21 protein-coding genes and 1 riboswitch are annotated in these 22,374 nt (G+C 49.6%); of the genes, 12 read left to right on the forward strand and 9 right to left on the reverse strand.

The window, feature by feature from the left end; translation table 11 throughout:
• Positions 1-119: 119 nt before the first annotated feature.
• The gene (locus tag QW71_RS21505) at positions 120-803 is read right to left on the reverse strand and encodes a Crp/Fnr family transcriptional regulator (RefSeq protein WP_039303491.1); all 684 of its coding nucleotides are present in this window, start codon (positions 801-803) and stop codon (positions 120-122) included.
• 135 nt (positions 804-938) lie between these two features.
• Between QW71_RS21505 and QW71_RS37225 the strand changes: the two genes are divergently transcribed.
• Genes QW71_RS37225 through QW71_RS21520 form a run of 3 tightly spaced genes read left to right on the forward strand, consistent with a single transcriptional unit; the run spans position 939 to position 2,410 of the window.
• On the forward strand, positions 939-1,277 hold the full coding sequence (locus QW71_RS37225; RefSeq protein WP_047013904.1) for a cupin domain-containing protein: 339 nt from the start codon (positions 939-941) through the stop codon (positions 1,275-1,277).
• A gap of 16 nt (positions 1,278-1,293) precedes the next feature.
• Positions 1,294-1,677, forward strand: coding sequence for a cupin domain-containing protein (locus QW71_RS21515; protein ID WP_042136830.1), 384 nt, complete (start codon positions 1,294-1,296; stop codon positions 1,675-1,677).
• Positions 1,655-2,410 carry a class I SAM-dependent methyltransferase gene (locus tag QW71_RS21520; protein WP_039303493.1) on the forward strand — a complete coding sequence of 252 codons (756 nt, stop codon included), beginning with the start codon at positions 1,655-1,657 and terminating at the stop codon, positions 2,408-2,410. The genes QW71_RS21515 and QW71_RS21520 overlap by 23 nt, the downstream gene beginning before the upstream one ends.
• A gap of 279 nt (positions 2,411-2,689) precedes the next feature.
• Here QW71_RS21520 and QW71_RS21525 read toward each other — a convergent pair whose 3' ends face one another.
• The 6 genes from QW71_RS21525 to QW71_RS21550 form a co-directional block, all read right to left on the reverse strand.
• Positions 2,690-4,138: a 6-phospho-beta-glucosidase gene (locus QW71_RS21525; RefSeq protein ID WP_373604787.1), complete on the reverse strand. Its 1,449-nt coding sequence runs from the start codon at positions 4,136-4,138 to the stop codon at positions 2,690-2,692.
• A gap of 45 nt (positions 4,139-4,183) precedes the next feature.
• Positions 4,184-6,082 (reverse strand): beta-glucoside-specific PTS transporter subunit IIABC, encoded by a 1,899-nt coding sequence (locus tag QW71_RS21530; RefSeq protein ID WP_039303499.1) that lies wholly within the window; start codon positions 6,080-6,082, stop codon positions 4,184-4,186.
• A 102-nt stretch (positions 6,083-6,184) separates the two neighbouring features.
• A complete protein-coding gene (gene licT, locus QW71_RS21535; RefSeq protein ID WP_039303502.1) occupies positions 6,185-7,021 on the reverse strand; it encodes a BglG family transcription antiterminator LicT in 837 nt (278 codons plus the stop codon).
• 425 nt (positions 7,022-7,446) lie between these two features.
• Positions 7,447-8,412, reverse strand: a complete 966-nt coding sequence (locus tag QW71_RS21540; RefSeq protein WP_039303674.1) for an EamA family transporter — start codon at positions 8,410-8,412, stop codon at positions 7,447-7,449.
• A gap of 86 nt (positions 8,413-8,498) precedes the next feature.
• Positions 8,499-8,608: riboswitch (purine riboswitch) on the reverse strand.
• Between the two features lie 70 nt (positions 8,609-8,678).
• Complete coding sequence (locus QW71_RS38150) at positions 8,679-10,247, reverse strand: M56 family metallopeptidase (protein ID WP_083442659.1); 1,569 nt, start codon at positions 10,245-10,247, stop codon at positions 8,679-8,681.
• Entirely contained in the window at positions 10,234-10,596 is a 363-nt protein-coding gene (locus QW71_RS21550) for a BlaI/MecI/CopY family transcriptional regulator (protein ID WP_039303505.1), read from the reverse strand. The genes QW71_RS38150 and QW71_RS21550 overlap by 14 nt, the downstream gene beginning before the upstream one ends.
• A gap of 208 nt (positions 10,597-10,804) precedes the next feature.
• Between QW71_RS21550 and QW71_RS21555 the strand changes: the two genes are divergently transcribed.
• From QW71_RS21555 to QW71_RS21565, 3 genes are read left to right on the forward strand one after another with little or no spacing between them, the layout of a single operon-like run.
• Complete coding sequence (locus QW71_RS21555; protein ID WP_235441519.1) at positions 10,805-11,554, forward strand: hypothetical protein; 750 nt, start codon at positions 10,805-10,807, stop codon at positions 11,552-11,554.
• 27 nt (positions 11,555-11,581) lie between these two features.
• Positions 11,582-13,270 carry a VWA domain-containing protein gene (locus QW71_RS21560; protein ID WP_039303508.1) on the forward strand — a complete coding sequence of 563 codons (1,689 nt, stop codon included), beginning with the start codon at positions 11,582-11,584 and terminating at the stop codon, positions 13,268-13,270.
• 27 nt (positions 13,271-13,297) lie between these two features.
• Positions 13,298-14,437 (forward strand): toxic anion resistance protein, encoded by a 1,140-nt coding sequence (locus QW71_RS21565; RefSeq protein WP_039303511.1) that lies wholly within the window; start codon positions 13,298-13,300, stop codon positions 14,435-14,437.
• 364 nt (positions 14,438-14,801) lie between these two features.
• On the opposite strand, the gene QW71_RS21570 is transcribed toward QW71_RS21565, so the two are convergent.
• Positions 14,802-15,728 carry a GyrI-like domain-containing protein gene (locus QW71_RS21570; protein WP_052770124.1) on the reverse strand — a complete coding sequence of 309 codons (927 nt, stop codon included), beginning with the start codon at positions 15,726-15,728 and terminating at the stop codon, positions 14,802-14,804.
• Between the two features lie 161 nt (positions 15,729-15,889).
• On the opposite strand from QW71_RS21570, the gene QW71_RS21575 reads away from it, so the two are divergent.
• The 4 genes from QW71_RS21575 (at position 15,890) to QW71_RS41010 (ending at position 19,087) form a co-directional block, all read left to right on the forward strand.
• Positions 15,890-17,002: a serine hydrolase gene (locus tag QW71_RS21575; protein ID WP_052770125.1), complete on the forward strand. Its 1,113-nt coding sequence runs from the start codon at positions 15,890-15,892 to the stop codon at positions 17,000-17,002.
• Positions 17,003-17,421: 419 nt separating this feature from the next.
• Positions 17,422-18,141 carry a L,D-transpeptidase gene (locus QW71_RS21580; protein ID WP_235441520.1) on the forward strand — a complete coding sequence of 240 codons (720 nt, stop codon included), beginning with the start codon at positions 17,422-17,424 and terminating at the stop codon, positions 18,139-18,141.
• A gap of 101 nt (positions 18,142-18,242) precedes the next feature.
• Positions 18,243-18,671, forward strand: coding sequence for a hypothetical protein (locus QW71_RS41005; protein ID WP_200905956.1), 429 nt, complete (start codon positions 18,243-18,245; stop codon positions 18,669-18,671).
• Between the two features lie 44 nt (positions 18,672-18,715).
• Complete coding sequence (locus QW71_RS41010; protein ID WP_235441521.1) at positions 18,716-19,087, forward strand: hypothetical protein; 372 nt, start codon at positions 18,716-18,718, stop codon at positions 19,085-19,087.
• Between the two features lie 23 nt (positions 19,088-19,110).
• Here the strand turns inward: QW71_RS41010 and QW71_RS21590 are convergent, their stop codons facing one another.
• Positions 19,111-20,040, reverse strand: a complete 930-nt coding sequence (locus tag QW71_RS21590) for a hypothetical protein (RefSeq protein WP_152679824.1) — start codon at positions 20,038-20,040, stop codon at positions 19,111-19,113.
• 176 nt (positions 20,041-20,216) lie between these two features.
• Between QW71_RS21590 and QW71_RS21595 the strand changes: the two genes are divergently transcribed.
• Both QW71_RS21595 and QW71_RS21600 read left to right on the forward strand, forming a co-directional pair.
• On the forward strand, positions 20,217-20,798 hold the full coding sequence (locus tag QW71_RS21595) for an RNA polymerase sigma factor (protein ID WP_047013905.1): 582 nt from the start codon (positions 20,217-20,219) through the stop codon (positions 20,796-20,798).
• Complete coding sequence (locus QW71_RS21600) at positions 20,767-22,338, forward strand: DUF4179 domain-containing protein (protein WP_039303520.1); 1,572 nt, start codon at positions 20,767-20,769, stop codon at positions 22,336-22,338. The genes QW71_RS21595 and QW71_RS21600 overlap by 32 nt, the downstream gene beginning before the upstream one ends.
• The last annotated feature ends 36 nt before the right edge of the window (positions 22,339-22,374 follow it).

A 22,374-nucleotide genomic window follows, 5' to 3' on the forward strand; every position in this document is an offset into this window, starting at 1 on the left:
CGTAAACCGCCGCAATCAAAGACTTAATGTATCTACAATATATTCAAAAGTACAGGTTGTCAATCTGTACTTACAGGAGTCAGCATGCTTTTACCACTGATTCTTTTACCACTGATTCTTTACCGCTGCATCTCATAATCTGCCTTCAGCAATTCAAACTGATTCCGTGTAAACCGGATCAGTCCATCCTGTGCCATCCGCTGCAATTCTCTCGATAAGGCACTCCGGTCCACAGTCAGGTAATCCGCCAGATCATTCCGGCTGAATGGAATTTCAAAGACGGGCGAATTATTTTTTTGGGCCTGCAGGCTCAAGTAGTGGATAATCCGTTCCCGCAGTGACTTGTGTGAGACCAGATCGAGCTTCTGATACATCGACCGGTTATTCTCCAGCAGCAAGGTCAGCATATTCTCAATAATCCGGCTTCTCAAATGGCAGGTCGCCTGGCCCGGACGTACAATTTTGTTAATCTTGATGAACAGCACGCGGCACGCCGAGCCTGCAACCGCTTCGTAGCCGCTGGGCTCCTGCTCCAGACGAAGTGCGGTCTCCCCGATAATCTCCCCGCTCTCAAGCTCCGAGAATATGAACCGCATGCCCGCACTATTCTCTTTGCACAGCAATACATTTCCCTGGAGAATAATGCCCGCCGAATCCAGATATTCCTCCTGCTTGAAGATGACATCCTTCTTGGCGAAATCCTTGATTGTACCCTGAAGACAGCCCAGTGCCTGCTGCACTTCGCCGATCATAAATCCTTTAAATAAGACCGTACTTTGGATTTTGTTCATATATTGCTGCACATTTATCCGCCTCCTGTTGCCATGGCAACAGAGTCATTGTACAAACTCTGCTACAATTCAATAAATGAGAACGATTCTCACCTTATCTCATTATAGCAAATGTTAAGAATCATTCAACATATACAGGAGGACGGCATGAGCGGAATGACTGCAGGCACAGTATTTTATTTCAATGACATGATTAGCATCCGGCCCTATCAGATATCAAGCAGAACACTGAATTTCGCAGAAGGTTCCGCAAAAGCCGCTGAAGCACCTGAATGGGTACTGTATGGCATGGATAAGGATGAAACCATCAGCTCGGAGACCTCGCCCAGATCCAAGCTCATTCACGTACTGGAGGGAGAGCTCGACATGCTCATAGCAGAGCAGCCCTGTCAATTAACCGCCGGGGCAGCGGTAATCGTCCAAGCCGGTACCTGGCATGAATTCGCTGCGCAGAGCAGCTGCAAATTTCTGCAAATCAGTATATAACCTGGAGGTAGATCGTATGGAGCAAGAACACTATATTAAAAGATTGCCGCAAGCTGAAGTTATGGATTTACGGAAGATCATTACAGTGGAGGAGCAGCAGGTATCCAGCCTGACTCTGGTCCAGCGCTCCAGTCTCGCCATGACACTGATCTCCCTGGATAAAGGCTCGTCGATTGGCGGCCATTCCTCCCCGGGCGATGCCATGGTGAATATTCTGTCGGGCGAGGCTCAAATCACCATTGCAGACAAGCCATACACTGTGCTGGCAGGGGAAACGATCATTTTGCCGGCTAATATTCCCCATGCGCTGTATGCTACCGAAGCCTTCCAAATGCTGCTGATTGTGGTCAAACCGGAGAAGAAGGAGCTGAGACACGTTGAAAAAGGAAGTCGGGCATAATTTCCTGGCCAAACTGGGCAAAAAGCGGCTGCGTCCCGGCGGTGTCGCTGCTACGAACTGGTTGATCCGGCATGCGAAGCTGAGCAAAGACAGCCGGGTGCTGGAAGTGGCCTGCAACATGTGTACCACCTCTATCCAGCTTGCGCGGGAGTATAAGTGCCAGATTACCGGGATTGATATGGACCCTAGAGCACTTGAGAAGGCTGAGAAGAATATTAGAGACGCCAATCTGGAGGGGTACATTCAGGTCAGACAGGCCAATGCGATGAAGCTGCCTTTTGAGGATAACAGCTTCGACGTCGTGATTAACGAAGCGATGCTGACCATGCTGAATCAGGCGGCGAAGCAGAAGGCTGTTGCTGAATATTTCCGTGTGCTGAAGCCCGGCGGGGTTCTGCTTACGCATGACATCACTTTTGCGAAGAATAACATGGCCGGGGAGCTGGCGGAGCTGCGCCGGACAATTCATATTAATGTAGAGCCGCTGCCTGTGGCAGAGTGGGAAGGACTCTTCAACTCCACCGGATTCAAGAGTGTCGAACACGCTACAGGCACCATGTCGCTGATGAGCGTTAAAGGCATGCTCCGTGATGAAGGTGTCCCCGGTACACTGCGTATTTTCAAGAATGCTCTCAAAAAAGAAAACCGCGCCCAGTTCAAGAAGATGTATACCTTCTTCAATACAACCGGCAAGGACCTGAATTATATCGCCGTATGCAGCAGCAAGGACTGATGAAATATATTCCCTCTGCCGCCCGGTCAGAAGAGCTCATACACAACAAAAAGGAGCTGTCCCAAAAGCCATGAACTGGCTGCTTGGGAGTCCGAACTGAATCACCGGAATAGCTGAAGGCAGCCCGATCAGGGCGATAATAATCGTATTGATGAAGAATGGGCCGAGTCCGATCCTTTATTTTGTGCAAGCATGCTCGTTACAAAAGCAAAGAGCAGCCAAGCAGTGCAGAAACACTGTTTGGCTGCTATGCTTATGAACTTATTGCTGATAGCCTGATTAATCCAGCTGTGTTCCGCTGCTGGCGATTACATTCTTGTACCAGTAAAAGCTGTCTTTGCGGGATCTGGCCAGTGTGCCGTTCCCTTCATTGTCCTTGTCGACGTAGATGAATCCGTAGCGCTTCTTCATTTCGCCTGTTCCTGCACTGACCAGATCAATGCAGCCCCACGGAGTGTAGCCGATCAACTCTACCCCGTCCTCCAGCGCTTCACCCATGGTCTTGACATGTTCCCGCAAATAATCGATCCGGTAACCGTCTTGGATTGAACCGTCCGCTTCAACGGTATCTACAGCGCCAAGTCCATTCTCCACTACCATCATAGGAATGCCATAACGGTTGTAAATATGGTTCAAGGACCATCTGAGCCCTTGCGGGTCTATCTGCCATTCCCATGCGCTTGCCTGCAGATATGGATTCTTCAGCCCCATCGACAGGTTGCCGCCGATAGCCTCCTGATCCGGCGCTGCGCTCACGCAGGTGGATGAATAATAGCTGAAGGTGTAGAAATCTACACAGCCTTCCCGCAGCGTCTGCTCGTCATCCTCCTCCTGCTGGAGCTTAATATTTTTCTCCTTGAAATATCTTGTGGCGAAGCCCGGATATGCGCCTCTGACCTGTACATCCGAGCAGAGGAAATTGCTCAGATTATCCTTTTGCTGCGCCAGCAGAACGTCTTCCGGATTACAGGTCAGCGGGTAAGAACACATGTAGGCAATCATGCAGCCGATCTGGAACTTCTCATTGATCTCATGCCCCAGCTTCACGGCTTTGGCACTTGCGAGGAACTGGTGATGCAACGCCTGATAACGCATTTGCTCATTGTCGCCGATTGCGGAAGTACCGAGCTCTGCATTGCCCTGCGGCATAATCGCTCCTGCCATGAATGTTCCGAACGGCATCGTCAGAATATTAATCTCATTGAAGGTCAGCCAGTATTTCACACTGTCCTTGTATCTGTTGAAGAGCACTTCACAGTAACGGACATAGAAGTCAACCGTTCTGCGGTCGGCCCACCCGTTATAGGCTTCAGCCAGATGAAACGGGGTTTCATAATGAGAGATCGTCACCAGCGGTTCGATCTGATGCTTTTTGAGTTCGGCAAAGACCTGATCGTAGAATTGAAGGCCCTCCTCATTCGGCTGCGCATCATCCCCATTCGGGAAAATCCGTGACCAGGCGATGGATAAGCGGAATACTTTGAAGCCCATTTCGGCAAACAAAGCGATATCCTCCTTGTAGCGGTGATAGAAATCCACTGCCTCATGGCTAGGATAGTTAGAACCGGCTTCAAGAACAGGTGTTATTCTTCTGGATACCGTATGCGTTCCCGCAGTAATCACATCGGCAGTGCTTAGTCCCTTGCCTCCAGCATCGAATCCGCCCTCCAGCTGATTGGCAGCGGTTGCGCCGCCCCACAGGAAATCCTCCGGAAAACTTTTGTACATTGTGCTCATTATAATTCCTCCTCGTTTGGGGTTTCATTGAACAGATCAGATCATGACAGTCAGCAGATTATCCCTGTAATCAATGCTCTTCAGGTCCGTCTCAATCACATCGAGATACTCCGCGGAATTCGAAATAATGACCGGGGTGGTCAGGGTATAGCCAGCCTCTTTGATCGCCGCTACATCAAACTCCATCAGCAGCTGGCCTTTTTTGACCAGATCACCTTGCTTGGCCTTAGGAGTGAAGTATTTGCCCTTCAATTTGACGGTATCCTTGCCCACATGAATCAGAATATCGACCCCGTTATCACTGGTGATCCCTATGGCATGCCCGGATGCGAACAATGTGGTCAGTACCCCGTCTACCGGTGAGTATACCTTGCCTTCCAGCGGCTCAATCGCAATTCCTTTGCCCATGGCTCCTGTAGAGAAGGCTTCGTCTGTCAGCTCGGACAGTGCTCTGACCTGGCCCTTCAGCGGACTTCCCACAGTCTCCTGCTTCACCAGCGTATTGCGCGGGGTGCCTGTGCTCTTGCTCTCTGCAGCCTCTTCATCCTTAAATCCGGAGAAGAATACCAGAATAAAACCTAGAATGAAGCTGATTACAATCGCCGCAATTGCACCGTAGAAGCCTTTATCCATACCGTCCGGACTGATATAACTTGGAATCCCGAAGATGCCCAGTCCTCCCAGAATGTAGCCCTTGGTCCCCATCAGACCGACAATACCGCCACCGACTGCTGCAGCGATACAGCTTAAGACAAACGGCTTCTTGCGCGGCAGCGTAATCCCGTAAATAGCGGGTTCGGTAACACCGAAGATCCCTGAAATGACGGCCGGTATAGACAATGACTTAAGCTTGACGTTCTTGGTCCGCAGCAGAATAGCCAGCACCGCACCGGTCTGAGCAAAGGAAGCCCCGAAGGAAGCCGCCAGAATCGGATCATATTTCAGCACAGCCATGTTGTTAAGCGCAATCGGCACCAGCCCCCAATGCAGGCCGAAGATGACGAATACCTGCCAGAACGCACCAACCAGCAAGCCTTCAATAACTGGACTGAGATTGTAGAGGAACAAGGTTCCCTCTCCCAGCAGTTGTCCTGCCCACGTGGAGATTGGACCAATCGCAATCAGTGCCAGCGGAACGATGATCAGCAGAGTGAAGAACGGAACCAGGAAGGTGCGCACCACACTTGGAATCACTTTCTTGAAGAAGCTTTCCAGCTTGGAGCCTACAAAGGTTGAGATGATGATCGGAATAACGCTGGAGGTATACGACATCAGGATGACCGGGATACCCATGAACGTAATGTACACCGGTGATTCAAACAGCGTTCCGCTAAAAAGGGTATACAGCGGCTCGCCGGCAGCTGTTATATTGCCGAAGGCCGGATACACCAGCGTTGCGCCAATTGCCATCCCGATAAAGATATTGGCGCCAAACTTCTTCGCCGACGTATACCCGAGGAAAATCGGGAAGAAATAGAACAGGCAATCCCCGAGCGCATTAAGAATCTGGTAGGTACCCGAAGTATTCGTAATCAGTCCCAGCGTCACAAACAGGGCAGTGAACCCCTTAATCATTCCTGTTGCGCACAGCACACCAAGCGTCGGAGAGAATACCCCCGAGATCATATCGATAAACCTGTTGAACAAGCTTGTTTTACCGGCCGTGGCTGCCTCTGACCCGCCTTCCTGGAATCCGCCAGCAGCCATAACCTGGGCATAGACCTCAGATACATGATTGCCGATGACAACCTGATATTGGCCGCCGCTCTGAATGACTGTAACGATTCCATCCATATTTTTCAGCACATCTGTGTTCGCCAGTGTTTCGTTCTTAAGTTTGAAGCGCAGACGGGTCACACAGTGGGTTAATCCGTTAACATTTTCTTTGCCGCCGACATTCCTGATAATTTCATTAGCGAGTGCATCATATTTCACACTAAACCCTCCCATTCCCTATTAAAAAACAAAAAACGAAACCACACGGCAATGTTCTGCCGATTTGGTTTCGCCTGCATGACCAGTAACAATCCAAAGGTTTTATTCAGTTTGTCTTTGTGTTACCCGCTGAATGTGAATCGTCAAGTACAGCCTTTCCTCATCCAGAAGCCGGGTGTCCAGATACTGCTCAATTTTGAGTACACAGCTATGCGCCTTTTTGTATTTGGTCCGTACCTGCTTGAGCAGAAAATCATCAACCGACTCCACCGCTTCCTTCTTACGTGACCGCTGGAAAAAATACCGCAGATGGGTAATGAACCGTTCATAGCTGACCGAACTCTCATCAATCTCGTTGTTATATGAATACTTGACAATATTGAGAATGTCATCGATCTGTTGCGTCTGTCTGGTGACATCAGCAATTCTATGACCGGAGCTGTTCATTTGCGCATTGATCAGATGCAGGGCAATATTGCCGGCTTCATCATCCGGCAGGCGGATGCGGGTATAATCCTCAATGATCTGTAAGGCTTGAAGTGCGATACCATATTCCTTGGGATAACAGCGCTGTATCTCCCAGATAAGCGGATTGGTATTACGGATCCCCTGGTCCCAGAGCCTTAGTGCATGGGTCAAATGATCCGTTAATGTAACATAGATATAATCGCTTAAGCGCACCTTCAGGGATTGCTTGGCATATTCGATAATATCGTGGCTTAAGGCTACATATTCGGCGGGCGCATCTGCCATTAATGCTTTGAATTTCTCCGAAGCATCATTCTGCTTCAGTACAAACGTCTTCTCAATCAGAGATACATCCACCGGATCGCCGGCGTTCTTCTTGAATCCGATACCGCGTCCCATGACCACCAATTCATCTTTGCCTGAATCCTTGGCAATAATGGCATTGTTATTGAAAATTTTTTCGATAATCAACCCTCTGCCCTCCTTTATCCCGAATTTCATTCATCAATACAGGATGTAGACGGATTAATCAAGGATTCCCGCGGCGTCCCGCAGGCCTTAACATAAAGAAAGGCAAAACCCAAAACACGTGACCATGTTTTGGGTTTTATGTAGACGGATTAATCAAGGATTCCCGCGGCGTCCCGCAGGCCTTAACATAAAGAAAGGCAAAACCCAAAACACGTGACCATGTTTTGGGTTTTGCCTTTTCAGTAACAATCCCAAATTCAGAATAGCACTCTATTTCACTTTTGGCAACAAAAATGTTTACGCTTTCAAAAAACGTTATTCCGCCCTGATGACCGGAACATTCTGCGTATGCAAATAAGCAGAGGATTGATTTCCGGGTACTACGGAAATTAATCCTCTGCTTCATGTTACTGTTGAGTAAGAACTTAAACGGATGATGAAGTGACCGACCGGGAATTTCTCCAACGCAGCTTATACAGCTCCGGAAGTACGACTCCGATCAGCACCAGAATCACTCCGGTCCACTGCAGGCCGCTCACATGCTCATGCAGTACGAACGAGGACAGTAGCACGGCAACCGGCAGTTCAGCGGCGCCTAGAATACCAGCCATACCTCCCCCGATATGCGGGACACCGATGGCGAACAGGACTGGCGGGATAAAGGCGCCGAACAATCCCAGCAGGAAGCCGAACAATAGCAGCTGACTCCACAGCAAACCGTTAAACAGGAAGTATGGCGGGAACAGGATGAACAGCAGCAGCAGGCCGCCGGTAACCATCCAGGCGCTCCGGTAGGCAGGATGCGCAGCCGGAACGGCTTTGCCGCTGAAGATAATAAACATGGAGTAGCTTACCGCAGATAACAGCCCGAGCATAAGCCCGAGTGCATTAAATTCGGCAGCTCCCTGATTCAGAATCCCGGCTGCCAGCAGCGTTCCCCCGAAGAGCAGGATCAAGGTCAGCACAGTGATTTTATCCGGGCGCTGACGTTTGCTTACGGCCTGGATCAGCACGCTGATCCAGGTGAACTGGAACAGGAGAATAATGGCGAGCGACGCCGGAATATACCGGAGGGACTCGTAGTACAGCAGACCGGTAACCACTGTGGGCGCGCCGGCGAGCATTAGCAGCATTCTGTGCTTCCAGGCCAGCTTCATGGCCGGTGCCTGGCTGACAGCAGCCGCGGCTGCAGTATTGGTACGGCTGCGCTGTTTGCGGTTCTCTCTAACCTTGGTATATAAGGCCAGCAGCCAGGCGAGAATGCAGCCGGTCAGCAGCTGCGTACCAACGACTTCACCCAGCTTATAGCCTTCTCCGTATGCTAATACGACGATTGTGGATAAAATGCCGTAGCTCATAGCGCCTATGAGCACGGAGATTAAGTATTTCATATCTTTCATTTCAATTATGCCTCCTGAATCTCTGTTGTGTCGGCCGCAACACGCAAATAATCCTAACTCCGGGATAGGGACCTGTGTAACAAAGTCCTTATCATCGTAGTTAGGAAGAGTAGGCTTCCTGTAGAAACCCTCGCCCTGATGTACCTGATGGCTGCGAGGTTATACGAGAACAATATGTAATTATCGGGTTGACGACTGTTCATATGTTACACGTCAAGTGAGCTGGCGTCAACCCTTAATTCTTAAAATTTGTGGAGTTACGGAACATAAACCTCTGTGACGGCATTAACCGTGTTATTGCTTACCGTAATCATACAAGGAGGGGCGAAGCCGGTAAACTGCTCATAATACGCAATAAACTCCGCTTTGCTGACGCTTTGAAGCGAGCCGGGATTCTCACGGTCTATCAGCTTATACTCCGTTTCCGCCGTGACTGCGTAGAGATCGTTAATCTTATATTTGTTGAGGATATAGAATCCTCCCGGCAGATCCTCCTCCGAGATACCCAGGGCGGCAAACCGGTCAGAGTCTTCAAGGGTAAGCCACTCCACCTGATCCAAATTCAATGTGTCGCTGTCCATGGCAAGACCTGTAACGTAACCAAGGAAGCTGCTCACAGGTGCAATTGCAAAATCTGCGGCAGTTGCCTCATAATCTACTACAAGATTGTCTCTGGATACCGGCTGTCCCAGTTCAGTTCTGATATATTGAACCGCCACCTGAAGCGGGTCAAGCCATGCCTGTTCCGTCCCCGCATCAGCTCCCGCCTGCAGGCCGGCATAGTATGCAGCCAGAGTCTCTTCCGTCTCCGGTGTTTCGTAATACTCATTGCCGCGCGTATCCATCCAGCGTTCGACGGTCCAGATTCCTTGCTCTCCCTGCTTCACCGGCTGGGATAATAACAGCTGGCTGGTCTCACCAGTGGTCAAAATAAATTTGACCAGGATATGATTGCCGCTGAACGTCTCATGCGGAAGCATGCCTTTCCCTTCGAAGAACTTGCGGAGAGCTATCTCCTGACCGGCTGGCCGGGACATGTCGTTCTCCCCGCTCCTGATCTCCCCCAGATACTCCGGTATAGAATCCTGATAGGAGAATACAAGTATCGGCTTGCCCATACTCCCGTCTTCGGTAAGCATGCCGTCTTCTATATTTATATTTCCCAGCTGCATTAATTTGTCTGCATTATCCGGCTTAAGCCTGTATTCCAAAGCCCAAAGCTGCACAGGCGTATCCAGCAGGTGGTCGAATTCACCGAGTTTCGCAAATTTAGTGAGGGTACTACCCACAAACCGAAGATCCGGCACCGCTCTTTGATAGGAGGCAATATTCGCTTCAATGTATTGTTGTGCGTAATCCCTTTCTGTCATTTCTGCCTGCTGTCTGGGGTTGCCAAGCAGCCCCACGCTGACAGCGGTGATTCCTACAATACAGAGCAGGGCCACCCAGAATGCAGGTTTGCGGTAATGTAAAATATTGCGGATACGCCCTTTCGTACCGCTCTCTCCAAAAGCAAGCGGCGATCCGTAGGTAAAACGTCTCCCGGTTGACAAAGCTAACAGCGAGAACGAATAATCCTGCTTGATTCCGCTGCCCAGCTGCCGGATTACACTCTCATCACAGGATTTCTCCATATCCTCGCTCATCAGGAAGAAGGCCAGCCAGACCAGCGGATTGAACCAGTGGATGCAGAGTACAGCATAAGCTACCGGCTTGATGATAGGGTCAAACCTGCGGATATGCACCTGCTCATGCTTGATGATGTAAGCCCGCTCCTGATCATGCAGACCGGGGGGGGAGATAAATCCGCGGCTAATCCTCCTTATGCTCCTTAATAAGCTTCACAAAAGCATCCACTTCACTCTCGCTGAGCTTACGGCTCCGGGTAAACGCAGCCAGAAATCTGGGTAAGGAGCCCTCGAAGGTCTCCTCCACAAACTGCTTGCTCTGTTCGGCGTAGAAATCATCTTTATTCACAATGGCCATGACTATGCCATTCCGGTTCGCAAATATGCCCTTGCTCTCCAGACGCTTAAGCATCGTGTACGTTGTTGATTTCTTCCAGTTCAGTTCAGTCTCGCACAGCTTCACCAGATCTCCTGAAGGAACCGGCTCATGGCTCCAGATCAGTTCTGCAAATTCGGACTCCATTTCGGTTAATGCAGTTTTCCTCAAGTTATTCAGCCCTTTCGGTCTACAAGTTGTAGACTCAATTGAGTTCAGTTTATAACTTGTAGACCGGAATGTCTAGAAGTTAAGCTTCCTTGTTCATGACTGATAGTTCATAAATGCATATCGTCCCCCATTATTAACAGACCCTGCACAGTATTTCTCTCCATTTACGAATCAAAAGGAGCAGTAGCTAAATATACTCTTGGAGGGGGTGTTAATCCTGAATAGTTCCGGACCTGTTAAGCTGCTGGGCGTAATTGCCGGAGTCGTCGCTCTGAACATTGCCGTATTATCGCCAGGACTGCTGGGAGTAGCCATAGGCGGGTCCAGCGCTCTTGAAACTGCAACAGGGGTAACCTTGCTGGTTGTCAGCCTGCTGATTGTGCTCTACGGGAGTTATACCCTGCTCTTCAAACGGGCAATTGTTCCCGCTGTCCCCTCTCTCGATACACGGGAAGACTATACAGCTGAACTTAACCGCTACCGTAATGTGAGGGTACTGAAAGAGGATGTCGCCTTGGCCCTGGATCAGCTAGAGCGGATGGATAAAAAGAAGATGACGCTGCTGAATATTCTTGCCGGGCGTTTCGAGCGGACAGAGCTCAGTTTCCGGAAGTTCCACACGGTGATTCAAGACGTTGAAAAGCTCCTATACCTGAATATCCGCAGTATCTTGAACAAGCTAAGCGTATTCGATGCCGCCGAGTTCTCGCAATTCACGGGCAAAATCAACTCCGGCAGATTCACAAGTACATTCATCCAGAAGAAGAACGCCTTGTTCAACGAATATTTCACCCATGTCAAGGGCTGTCTAGCAGCAAATGAAGAGATTCTGCTGAAGCTGGACCTGCTACTGCTGGAGATCTCCCAGCTCGGAAGTGCTGATTATGACGCCGCTCTGGAAATGCCCTGCATGCAGGAGCTGACCGCCCTGATCGGGCAGACGAAACTCTATCAATAGTGAATCAGTATTGAAAGGAAGATGATTATGGCCAGGAAAAGCAAAACATTCATCGTTCTGGGCCTCATTGCCCTGTCCGTCTTTGCGCTTGTCTACTTCGGAATCAGCCTGACCGCGAACTTGGGTAAATCCAAGACAGAGATCTCTGCAGAAGATGCTGATAAGAGGCTGAACAGGATCTATAAAGATATTAACGTGAGCAGTACCGCACCTGTAAAAGGGCAAATTGATCTTGATCCGGCAGCAGTCGGCGATTCATTGCCCGATATCTCCAAATTCCCGCTTTCTGTAAACAGCACAACGGACAGCTATGCCGAAATTTTCTCCTCGACCGAGAAATCCGGCACCGGCAATGACGGTTGGCTGAATGAAGTGGCCAATGACTTCAACGCTGCGGGTATCCTCGTGGACGGCAAGCCCGTCTCGGTCAGCATCCGTAATATTGCGTCAGGCACAGCCGCAGATTATATCCGCTCCGGCAAATATGTGCCTGACGCCTACACTCCGTCCAATGAGCTATGGGGTGAAATGGTCAAGGCAAGCGGCGTCTCTGCGGAACTTGTATCTGAGCGGCTGGCCGGCAATGTGGCCGGGGTGGTCATGAGCAAGCAGAAATATGATCAGCTGGTCGGCAAATACGGCTCGATTAATGTGAAGACGATCACCGATGCCATTGCAGCCAATGAGCTGGCGATGGGCTATACAGATCCTTTTGCCAGCTCAACGGGATTGAATTTTCTCGTGACTGCACTAGGCACGTTCGACAGTATGGATCTGCTGGGGGACAAGGCGGTTCAAGGGTTTGAGAAGTTCCAGGCGAATGTGCCTTTCATTGCCTCCACTACCCTGCAGATGCGGGACGCGGCGAAGTCGGGCATGCTGGATGCCTTTGTGCTGGAATATCAGACGTATGTCAATGCGGCGGATCTGACAAGCGGGTATGTGTTTACCCCCTTCGGGGTAAGGCATGACAGTCCGCTCTATGCACTGGGTGATTTGCCAAAAGAGAAGCTGGGGATCATCCGCAAGTTCGCCGAATTTGCCGTGCAGGACAAAAACCAGACAGCAGCCTCGGACAGAGGCTTTAACGGTCTGAATGATTACAAGTCCGAGCTGGCTCCGGTGGACGGCTCCCTCCTCTCCTCAGCCCAGAAGCTATGGAAGGAGAAAAAAGACGGCAGCAAACCGATTGCCGCAGTATTCGTAGCTGATGTATCGGGCAGCATGGCCGGCGAACCGCTGAACCGGCTCAAGGAATCGCTGCTGAAGGGCCAGAAGTTTCTGGGCAAGGACAACAGCATCGGGTTTGTCTCCTACTCCAGTGATGTAACGATTAATCTGCCGATCGGCAAATACGACACCAATCAGCAGTCCATGTTCGTTGGGGCGATCAATAGCCTGCAGGCTGCCGGGGGGACGGCTACTTTTGACGGAATGGTCGTGGCCATGAAGATGCTGAAGGAGGAGCTCGCGCTGCATCCGGAGATGAAACCGCTGATCTTCGTGCTTAGCGACGGGGAAACGAATGAAGGACATTCATTGGATGAGATCAGAGGATTGATTGAGAGCTACAAAATCCCCGTATATACAATTGGATATAACGCCAACATCAAGGCGCTGGAGAGCATTTCAAGCATCAACGAGGCGGCTAATATCAATGCAGATACTGAAGATGTGGTCTACAAAATCGGCAATCTACTCAATGTGCAAATGTAAGTCCCATATTCCCGAAGGAGGGTTCCCATGTCATTCTCAATGGAAATTCCCAGCCCTGAGAAGCTGAAAGAGGCCGTCGAAGAGCAGGTTCAGCCGGAGCCGGAGGAAGTTACGCAGCTGAAGGAACAGGCGGTCAATAATGTAACCAATATTCTTGCACTGGATTTCGATTCACTGGAGAAACGCAAATCAGTGCTGCATTCGATTGACAGCTTCGGGATGGGCACCATGCGCTCCTCTTCAGAGAAGAATTCGCTCCTGCAGGTATCTGTAGGTAATCTCTCCAAGACCGGTGATGAAGGCGGCCAGATCGCCAAGGGATTAACAGAGCTGCAGCTGCAGCTGAAGGATCTGGACCCAAGTGCAGTTGATTTCGCCAAAAACGGCTTCCTGGGCAAGTTCTTCCATCCCCTGCGTAATTACTTCGCCAAATACCAGAAGGCGGATAGTGTCATCTCCGATATCATTCTGTCTCTGGATAAAGGCAAAAGCGTGCTGAAAAATGACAATACCACCTTAGAGATTGAGCAGCAGACTCTGCGGGAGCTGACTAAACGGCTGAAAAAGGAAATTCAGCTCGGTATCCTGATGGATCAGGAGATCGAGACACAGATTGAGGCGGCTAAGCAGCGCAGTGAAGATGAGGGTAAAATCCGGTTCATCACCGAAGAAGTCCTGTTCCCACTCCGTCAGCGGGTAATGGATCTGCAGCAGATGCTGGTGGTCAATCAGCAGGGGATCATGGCCATTGAAGTCGTAATACGCAACAACAAAGAGCTGATCCGCGGTGTGGACAGAGCACGGAATGTTACGGTATCTGCGCTCAAAATCTCGGTTACGGTCGCAAGTGCCTTATACAATCAGAAGATCGTGCTCAAAAAGATCGAGCTGCTGAACCAGACCACCAACAACCTGATCAGCGGCACCTCCAAAATGTTGAAGGACCAAGGCGCGGCCATTCACAAGCAATCGCTCGAAACCAGTATTTCCGCTGACACCTTGAAGCAGGCGTTCACGGATGTCCTGTCTGCGCTTGATTCTATCAGCACCTACAAGCAGGAAGCCCTCCCCAAGATGCGGGAGACAATCAACCAGTTCCGGGAACTGGCGGATAACGGGGAACAGCAGATCCGGCGGCTGGAAAAAGGCAGTACGCTGGGGTTATAGCACTACTGTTGTCAGCTTAAAATAAAGGATTGGACTGAGCTACGAAATCAAAATAGCGACAGCTAAGGACAGAAAATAGCGTCCTTGACTGTCGCTGTTTCCATAGATAACGTTTAGCGAACTATATATAAATTCTAATCCTGTAAGCATTTGTCCCCCAAGATAGGACATGTCTATACCCCAAAACTGCATACTGTTGCACCCACAGCAAGAAATGGAAACCGCGCTTGAAATACCAGGAACCTGAGTAACTAAACGGTACCGGCGCTCTTCAGCGCTAGACTATAATCACTTCCTGCCCGAAACAGCTGGAGTAATAGGCAGGTGTTACCGCCACAACGGAATACCGTCAGTACGTGATACCTCAGAAGCCGGCTTCATTTAGTTTAACAGGGATGCCAAATTCCATTTCCCACTGTCCTGCCGTATGGTCAAGCGAGTTGGGGAAGAAAATTTCCAGGGCTGGTCTCGAGACATCCCATACATACGGGCTTAGAGGAAGCCACTCGGTGGAGACTAAGTGGAGCAGATCTCTCACCGTATCCGGTCTGTCTTTCAACTGCACAAGGGCGTACTTGCCTCCGGGAATCGTCCGGACGCCCAGATCGCCAGTCGGTGTCATCCGGTGCTCCGTTGTAATACAAGCATCGTACCTGTGTCTGCCGTCCGGCGTGATGTAAGGGTCGTCTAAGATGAGTCCGACAGTTAAGCTGTCTTTATTCAACGCTTCTCTCGCGACCAACCACGAGGCTACATGCTCAAAGAGCCCTGTAATATCCGAATTAATCCTTCCTTCATTGATAGTCCCCCTATATCGGGCATAGATCGTATTCATCGGAGCAAGGCTCCGAATCTCGATCGGGAGCTCTGCCAGCTTGCAGGACAGTTCGGTGGACTTTTCCAAGGTGACTTTAGCCCTAAACCGTTCTGCGATCGTCCGCAGACGAAATCTGTCCCGGTATTCAGAAGCGCTCAGCCCGGTATGCTTGCGGAATACTCTGCAAAAGTGGGCCTGAGTTTGCAGACCACAATCCAAGGCGATATCAGTTATGCTTCTACCTGGATGAAACAATAACAGCTTAATTGCCTTCTCAATGCGGATCCGCTGGATAAATCCGTGCACGTTCTCATCCATCACCGTTTTAAACACCCGATGAAAGTGATAGGGTGAGTAGGCACTCACGTCCGATACTTCTTCAAGGGTTAATGGCTCCGTAAGATGCTCTTCCATGTAGTTGACGACATGGTTGATCCGGTACCGGTATTCCAATTCCAAGGCTTTTTCTGCCACTATCCGTTTCCGTCCTTTCCTTTTTCCTATTCATAGATTCAGTCTTATTTTTTATTATAGCAAGAATTGTTAATTCGTTAGCAAGAAATTGGAAGACGATACGCGCCCATTACACTACCATAAGGGAGTTCGACTTATAAATTTAAGGGGTGTGTTACTCTATGAACAAATTATTCAGCTTTGCTAAGCTGGCCTTGGTGGCTGGGGCAGTTTGTCTGATCCTTGCCACTTCCGCTTGCTCTTCCGAAAAGTCCTCAACCTCTGTGCCATCCCTCAACAGCTCCAAGGTGATTAGCTTGCCTAATGGGGAGTGGCCGATCGGCACTCCAGAGCAGGTTGAGATGGATTCCAAGGAAATCGAGGCAGTGATGCAACTTGCTAAGGAATCGGCGGTTCTTTCCATGCTTGTTGTTAGAGACGGCACAATCGTCTCCGAGTATTACAAGGATGGCATGCCGGATTCTATGCTGGCTGTAAACTCCATCACTAAGAGCGTGACTTCGCTCTTAATCGGAATAGCTATCGATAAAGGCTATCTGAAAGGAATTAATGAGCCGATCGAGGCATTTTTTCCCGAATATAATGATTCGTTCGATTCATCAGCTAAGAAATCCATTACCATGGAGCATCTGCTCAGTATGACAAGTGGCTTGCATTTCCCGGAATGGACTGAGTGGAACTATATGCTCAAACCTATGACGGAGACCAAGGACTGGAACCAATTTATACTTAGTCAATCAATGAATGATGCTCCAGGTATTATTTGGAATTATAATACGGGCGGTTCCCAATTGCTGGCGGCGATTATCAGAAAAACGACTGGAAAATCCGAACTCGATTTTGCGAAGGAGCATCTGTTGGGGCCTCTCGACATTAATAGCGTAGAGTGGCCTAGTTCACCGGACGATTCGAATTCAGGTGGTTTCGGACTGAGGATGAAGCCAAGGGATCTGGCGAAGATTGGCCAATTGGTGCTTAACCATGGCATATGGAATGGTAAACGCATTGTATCGGAGGCATGGATCCAGGAATCGACCTCTCCGCATTCGGAGGGAAATGCGAATTTTGGTAATTATGGCTACCATTGGTGGATGAATCAGTACAGCGGACACAAGGCCATTTTCGGTATGGGTTATGCCGGCCAATATTTGACCCTCGTACCCGACCTTGATCTAGTAATTGTCGTAAACTCGGCTTTCTCCAAGAATCCCCGGGATACCCTCCTCCCCATTCAGTTTATCGAGCGCTTGGTCAAAGCCGTGAGAACAGATTGAGGAAATACTAAGAATCGCTCTACAACTTTCATTCGTTTGAAAATCATTAAGTCCTGCAATTAATGGAAAATCCCCAAGAAGTTTCATAATGAATGTGTTTTGTTGAAACTCGTCTCAAGCGTATCCAACAACTGTTTGGGGAGTTATTCACTTTTAAACAAACCTCTTCGCCGTCATACACCAAAACTGCTGGATTCTTGTGATTATTAACTTATGGAGCACCGGGATGGAACAGCCAACCAAGAGGCAAATAATCAAGAATGTTATCCAAGGTCATTTTTTCAAGTGATAGTCAATACTGTCATGAGTTATTTGTACAGACTGCTCTTCGATACATAATTATTCTATAAAACATTCCATTATCCTGCCGATTCCCCTCAGCGCTCCAGAGGTAATAAGAAGACAAAGGGGGCTGAGCTATGCGTTGCCATAACATGAAACCGCGGACTTCTGTACAACCTGCCATCTGGTTATTGTCTCTCTTCTTCCTGCTCTTAAGCTGCGTCACCTGGTCTCCCCGGTCCTCTGCAGCCGGCTTCTCAGCATCCTGGCCTTACAAAGCGGAATTTATGCATAGCCGTCAGATAGTTGTCGTCGAAGCCAGGTCTATTCATTCCCAGACCGGCCAGCTGTCGCTTCAGCAGAACATTGGCGGGCAATGGCAACCGGTCCTCTCTGGAATTCCCGTCACCTTGGGCAGCAAGGGCATCGGCAAAACCAAGGAAGGCGACGGGCGGACCCCCTCCGGCATCTACCGCCTTGGCTCTGGCTTCGGCTCAGCAGCGGATCCCGGCGGTCTGCAAATCTCCTATACAAGAACGACTGCCGGGGATTACTGGGTCGATGATCCGTTCTCCAGCCAGTACAATCAATGGGTCAATTATGCCGGCAATCCGGATCAGCGCTGGCGGTCTTACGAGCGGCTCCAGCAGCCCCTATATAAATACGCTATCATTCTGAAATACAACGATGATCCGGTTGTGTCCGGCAAAGGCAGCGCTATCTTCCTGCATATCTGGAGAGCCGCTGGCAAGCCTACTGCCGGCTGCATTGCCATGTCGGAGTCTAATCTGCTTCAGCTGATGAGGCTGCTTGACCCTGACCTATCTCCGGCCATTGCTATTGGCATATCCGGCTGATACAAAACCAGTAACTTTTTTAGCAAATATTGGTTTGTATATCCTTCCGCGCTATTGTATATTTATACAGTTACATACCTGTGCCAAGGAGGGATACCACAATGCATTTTCTGGATATAAGCCAGCTCACCGCTGAGCAGATCCTTGAAATATTTGAATTAACCGATCAGCTTCGTTACAGAAGTCCGGAGCCTTTACTTGCAGGCAAAACGATGATTCTGTTCTTCCCCGATACCAGTCTGCGGACCCGGATCAGCTTCGAGAAAGGCATCAGGGACCTCGGCGGAGCCTATATCACCTTTCCTCCGGAGGCACTGGACAAGAAGGAATCCCCCGGCGATATGATCCGCTATCTGGAGAACTGGGGTGACGGAATTATCGCCAGATATCCCGAGTTGTCCAAGCTCGAAGAGCTGTCGGCGCACGCCTCGATTCCAGTAATTAATGCCATGACAGCGCACAATCACCCTGTGAGATTCTGGCTGACCTGTACGCCCTGCGCTCTATCAGAGATAACTACCGGGAACTGACCTACACCTTTGTAGGTCCGGCAGGAAATATATCCAGAAGCTGGATGGAAGCCGCCAAGGCCCTGAACCTCTCTTTCAATCATGTATGCACGGCTGGAAAAGAGATGGGAACAGATACCCCTAACTATAAGTATCACACCAGTCTGGACAGCATTCTGCCGGAGAGCGACGTTATTCTTACCGATTCTTTGCCAGTGACATGCCTGACCCAGGAGTATCTTGGCGCCTATCAAATTACCCTTGAGCGGATGAGATGTGCCAAACCGGAGGCTCTCTTAAATCCTTGCCCTCCCTTCTTCCGCAATGAGGAAGTAAGTGAAGATGCGATTGCTTCACCTTATTTTGCCGGATTCGGATTCAAGAAAAGCCTGATCTATCTGCAGCAGGCCATTCTTATCTATTGTTTATCCCACTAACTGCAGGATCGGATTGAACCTGTTCATTTAATAAATTCCTTCAGGGCAGTCTTCAGATAGCTTTCAATTTGAGGTGTGAAGCGGTCATCCGAGGCATCAAGCATAGGCAGCAGCTTCTGGATTATTTGTAGAACACGGCTATCCCCTGGCTCCTCCAGCAGCACCTTCTCATAGGCTTTTTTAAGTGCAGGGTCAATAGCTTCGTCCTCATAATCATAAGCCGGAGTGTTGTCCGTCCCATAGAACGTTCTCGACACTGCGTATCCCAGCTCAGTTTGGACAACGCTGACTCGGTTGGACTTCGGATAGCTCTGGACAAAATCCTCCATAATTACCGCTCTGGCTATAATCTCATCCCACGTAATGACGATTCCGGCATCGTAGGTTGCCGGGCGGTTGCTCTCTGTAGCCATGAGATCAATATAGGCTGCAATATCTTTTGCAATATACGGTTTAAACGCTTTGAAGCCCTCATAATGCATAATAGGATAATACATTCCCTCACTGCTCTCGATTTTATAACCTGTGTCTCTAGATTCTATTAATAGTTTCCGGATGCTGCTGTCTTGAACCGCACCTGACAATCCGCTGTAGGTTAGCCCGCCCTTGACCGCAGCTGTATCAATCGCCTGCTGAACACGCTCCGGGTAGAGCTTCTCCGCGAAAGTGTCAAGCCGGGCAATCTGGGCATTCTCCAGCTGGAGCGTCATTACAGTAGCATACCAGGAGCCTGCTTCATCCATGTGATTGAGCAGATAGTTACGCGCCTGTATCAGACCCGAGGGATTCTTAATGATCTGCTGAAACTGGTTGTACACAGCCTGCTTCTCCGAAACTGCCGCTGCAGTGGCCTGAGGCGTTGAATTTCCTGTGAAAATGCTGCCAAAGATCAGAACTAGGCCTAGTAAAGCTCCTTTTGTACATAACGGTAGTGTAAATAGGTTTCGTTTCATCAGTTAACCTCCCCGAAAGAATGGATGTCTCTGTAATAGATGAACATTAGTACATCCATATTCTATTACCCAATCAGCCCCCTGGATGACCGGATACGAAATATTTGCACAAAAAGTGAGAAAGATCAGACCATCCGCGCGTCTTATAAGTAAATACGTCCATTTGGAGGCAATAGATGAAGGAACATGACAATGCCGAAATCATAATTGCCGAGGTACTGGCCGGAAATCGTGAGGCCTTTGCTATACTGGTAGACCAGTATAAATCCGGTTTATACCGTCTGCTGCTGGGCCTCGGAGCGAGCCATCAGGATGCGCAGGATCTGGCGCAGGAGACTTTCATTCAGGCCTATCAGAAGCTGCGCAGCCATAATGAACAGTCCAGCTTCGCCGCCTGGCTCTACGCCATTGCCATCAACCGGTTCAGATCACAGAAGCGGCGCAAGGCATTCTCTTTCTCGGGAGGCTCCATTCTGGAGGAGAGGGATCAGGCCCCGACACCTGAAGAGCGGTATATGATCAAGGAAAACAAGCTGGAGCTGCAAAAAAAGCTGGCCCGGCTTCCGGAACGCTACCGGATCGTGCTGCTGCTGCGTTATACCAATGAATTGACTTATGAGGAGATTTCCGCCATCACGGGAATGACCTTGCATCAGGTGAAGAACCGTCTGCACCGCGCCCGCTTGAAGCTCAAAAAACAATGGCAGAAACCGAAGGAGGATTCCAATGAAAAAATCGGATTACCGCACACACGATAATGTGGCAGATGAAGAAATGCTGATGTCTCTGTCCGGTTATGATGATCATCAGATGGATGAGGATTTCACGGGGCGTGTTATGGAGCAAATCCGCCAGACGGAGATTTTGCCTGCATCAAGCGGGTCCATGGCTGGCTTTACCGGAAATCCCAGCCGCAGAAGGTTCCGGCATACTGTACTATGGGCAGGCTTGGGTACAGCTGCCATTGCGCTGGCGGTCCTGCTGTTCCTGCTCCCGGACTTATCTGCTCTACAGCAGATACAATCCGCCAAATCCCAGCGGCTGCTCATACTGCCTTCCGAGTGGAGTGACCATCACCTGCTGGAAGCCAAGAAAGCCGGGGTAGTGAAGCTGCCTGATATTGAGGTCACGGATCAGGGCTATACGCTGACGCTTCAAGAGGTTGTTGCCGACCCGAACCGGATGATTCTAAATCTGAGAATCACCGATGCCAAAGGGCAGCCTGATGAAGAAATGATGAATATGTTTGATATCACCCAGCTGCAGATCCGTAACGAGGAAGGGCTAGAAATTGGAGACCTGCAGGGCATCAATCATATGAGTACTAAGCTCGGCCCCGATAAGTTCAGGATTGAATATCTGTTATTAACCTATTATTTCAAAGGAGAACAGCCCGGGGATACCGTATTCATTGAAGGGAAGATTCATGAGCTGATGCTGGACTACAAGACCAATGATAGGATTTCGGGGAATTGGAGCTTCAGTTATGTTGCAGACATGACAACCGCCAATGCTCTGACCGTGAACACTGATTTGAGTAAATACAGCTACACCACACCTGAAGGGCTGGAAATTCTGATGAAAGGCATCACGCATTCTCCTGCCGGTGCCAAAATTGAATTCAGTACCCTGCTGAAGGATGAGCTGGCCTCCCAAGTTCCGGAGAACCGCAGGGTTAATCTGGGTGTCAGGTATCATTTCGAGAATGCCAAAGGTCAAATTGTAGGATCGCTCATTAATACTAAATATGGCGGAATGTCTGAGATGTACAGCGTCGGTCATGATCTCCAATTGAACTGGAGTTATTACTTAACGGAACTTCCATATCTCAGCGAGCCTATTTATTTCGTACTCGACGGCTTCTCCATCCCTGTTGAATCGGATGATTCATTAACGTTCAATCCGGCGCTGTTGAAGACAAAGCCTGCTGTCTTTGCAGCAGAGGGCGATATCTTGAATGTGAATAATATAAAGATCACTGAGACTCAGACCTTGCCGGGTCTGTCGGCCTGGATGGCTGTCAGCGGCAAATTCAGCAATGAATTCGATATGGACAAATGGATGGCCCGGGACGGCACTGGCACCGAGTATGATGTAATCCGCTGGGGTTCCTACCGGGAGGGGGATCTCGTTACCTTTGGCCAGAGTAGTGGAAACTCCGATCTTGTGTATCTGATTGTTGACGGTATGAAATCCATTCCGAAGGAGCTGACGCTAATCCGTACAGTCACAGACAAACTCTTCAATGACGTCGACTGGAGCTTCGAGTTGCCTCGCTCGGCTGCAACTTCACAATGATTTCCGCGTCTATTCCTAATAATAGGGATTCATTAT

The organism is Paenibacillus sp. IHB B 3415 (assembly GCF_000802655.2).
Classification (GTDB): domain Bacteria; phylum Bacillota; class Bacilli; order Paenibacillales; family Paenibacillaceae; genus Paenibacillus_AQ; species Paenibacillus_AQ phytohabitans.

What these genes read in the sequence shown, in the direction of transcription:
- QW71_RS21560 (WP_039303508.1), top strand. Translation starts at nt 11,582, where the DNA reads ATGGCCAGGAAAAGCAAAACATTCATCGTTCTGGGCCTCATTGCCCTG.
- QW71_RS21515 (WP_042136830.1), top strand. Translation starts at nt 1,294, where the DNA reads ATGGAGCAAGAACACTATATTAAAAGATTGCCGCAAGCTGAAGTTATG.
- QW71_RS41005 (WP_200905956.1), top strand. Translation starts at nt 18,243, where the DNA reads ATGCATTTTCTGGATATAAGCCAGCTCACCGCTGAGCAGATCCTTGAA.
- QW71_RS37225 (WP_047013904.1), top strand. Translation starts at nt 939, where the DNA reads ATGAGCGGAATGACTGCAGGCACAGTATTTTATTTCAATGACATGATT.
- QW71_RS41010 (WP_235441521.1), top strand. Translation starts at nt 18,716, where the DNA reads ATGGAAGCCGCCAAGGCCCTGAACCTCTCTTTCAATCATGTATGCACG.
- QW71_RS21600 (WP_039303520.1), top strand. Translation starts at nt 20,767, where the DNA reads ATGAAAAAATCGGATTACCGCACACACGATAATGTGGCAGATGAAGAA.
- QW71_RS21590 (WP_152679824.1), bottom strand. Translation starts at nt 20,040, where the DNA reads ATGAAACGAAACCTATTTACACTACCGTTATGTACAAAAGGAGCTTTA.
- QW71_RS21595 (WP_047013905.1), top strand. Translation starts at nt 20,217, where the DNA reads ATGAAGGAACATGACAATGCCGAAATCATAATTGCCGAGGTACTGGCC.
- QW71_RS21575 (WP_052770125.1), top strand. Translation starts at nt 15,890, where the DNA reads ATGAACAAATTATTCAGCTTTGCTAAGCTGGCCTTGGTGGCTGGGGCA.
- QW71_RS21580 (WP_235441520.1), top strand. Translation starts at nt 17,422, where the DNA reads ATGCGTTGCCATAACATGAAACCGCGGACTTCTGTACAACCTGCCATC.
- QW71_RS21525 (WP_373604787.1), bottom strand. Translation starts at nt 4,138, where the DNA reads ATGTACAAAAGTTTTCCGGAGGATTTCCTGTGGGGCGGCGCAACCGCT.
- QW71_RS21540 (WP_039303674.1), bottom strand. Translation starts at nt 8,412, where the DNA reads ATGAAATACTTAATCTCCGTGCTCATAGGCGCTATGAGCTACGGCATT.
- QW71_RS21565 (WP_039303511.1), top strand. Translation starts at nt 13,298, where the DNA reads ATGTCATTCTCAATGGAAATTCCCAGCCCTGAGAAGCTGAAAGAGGCC.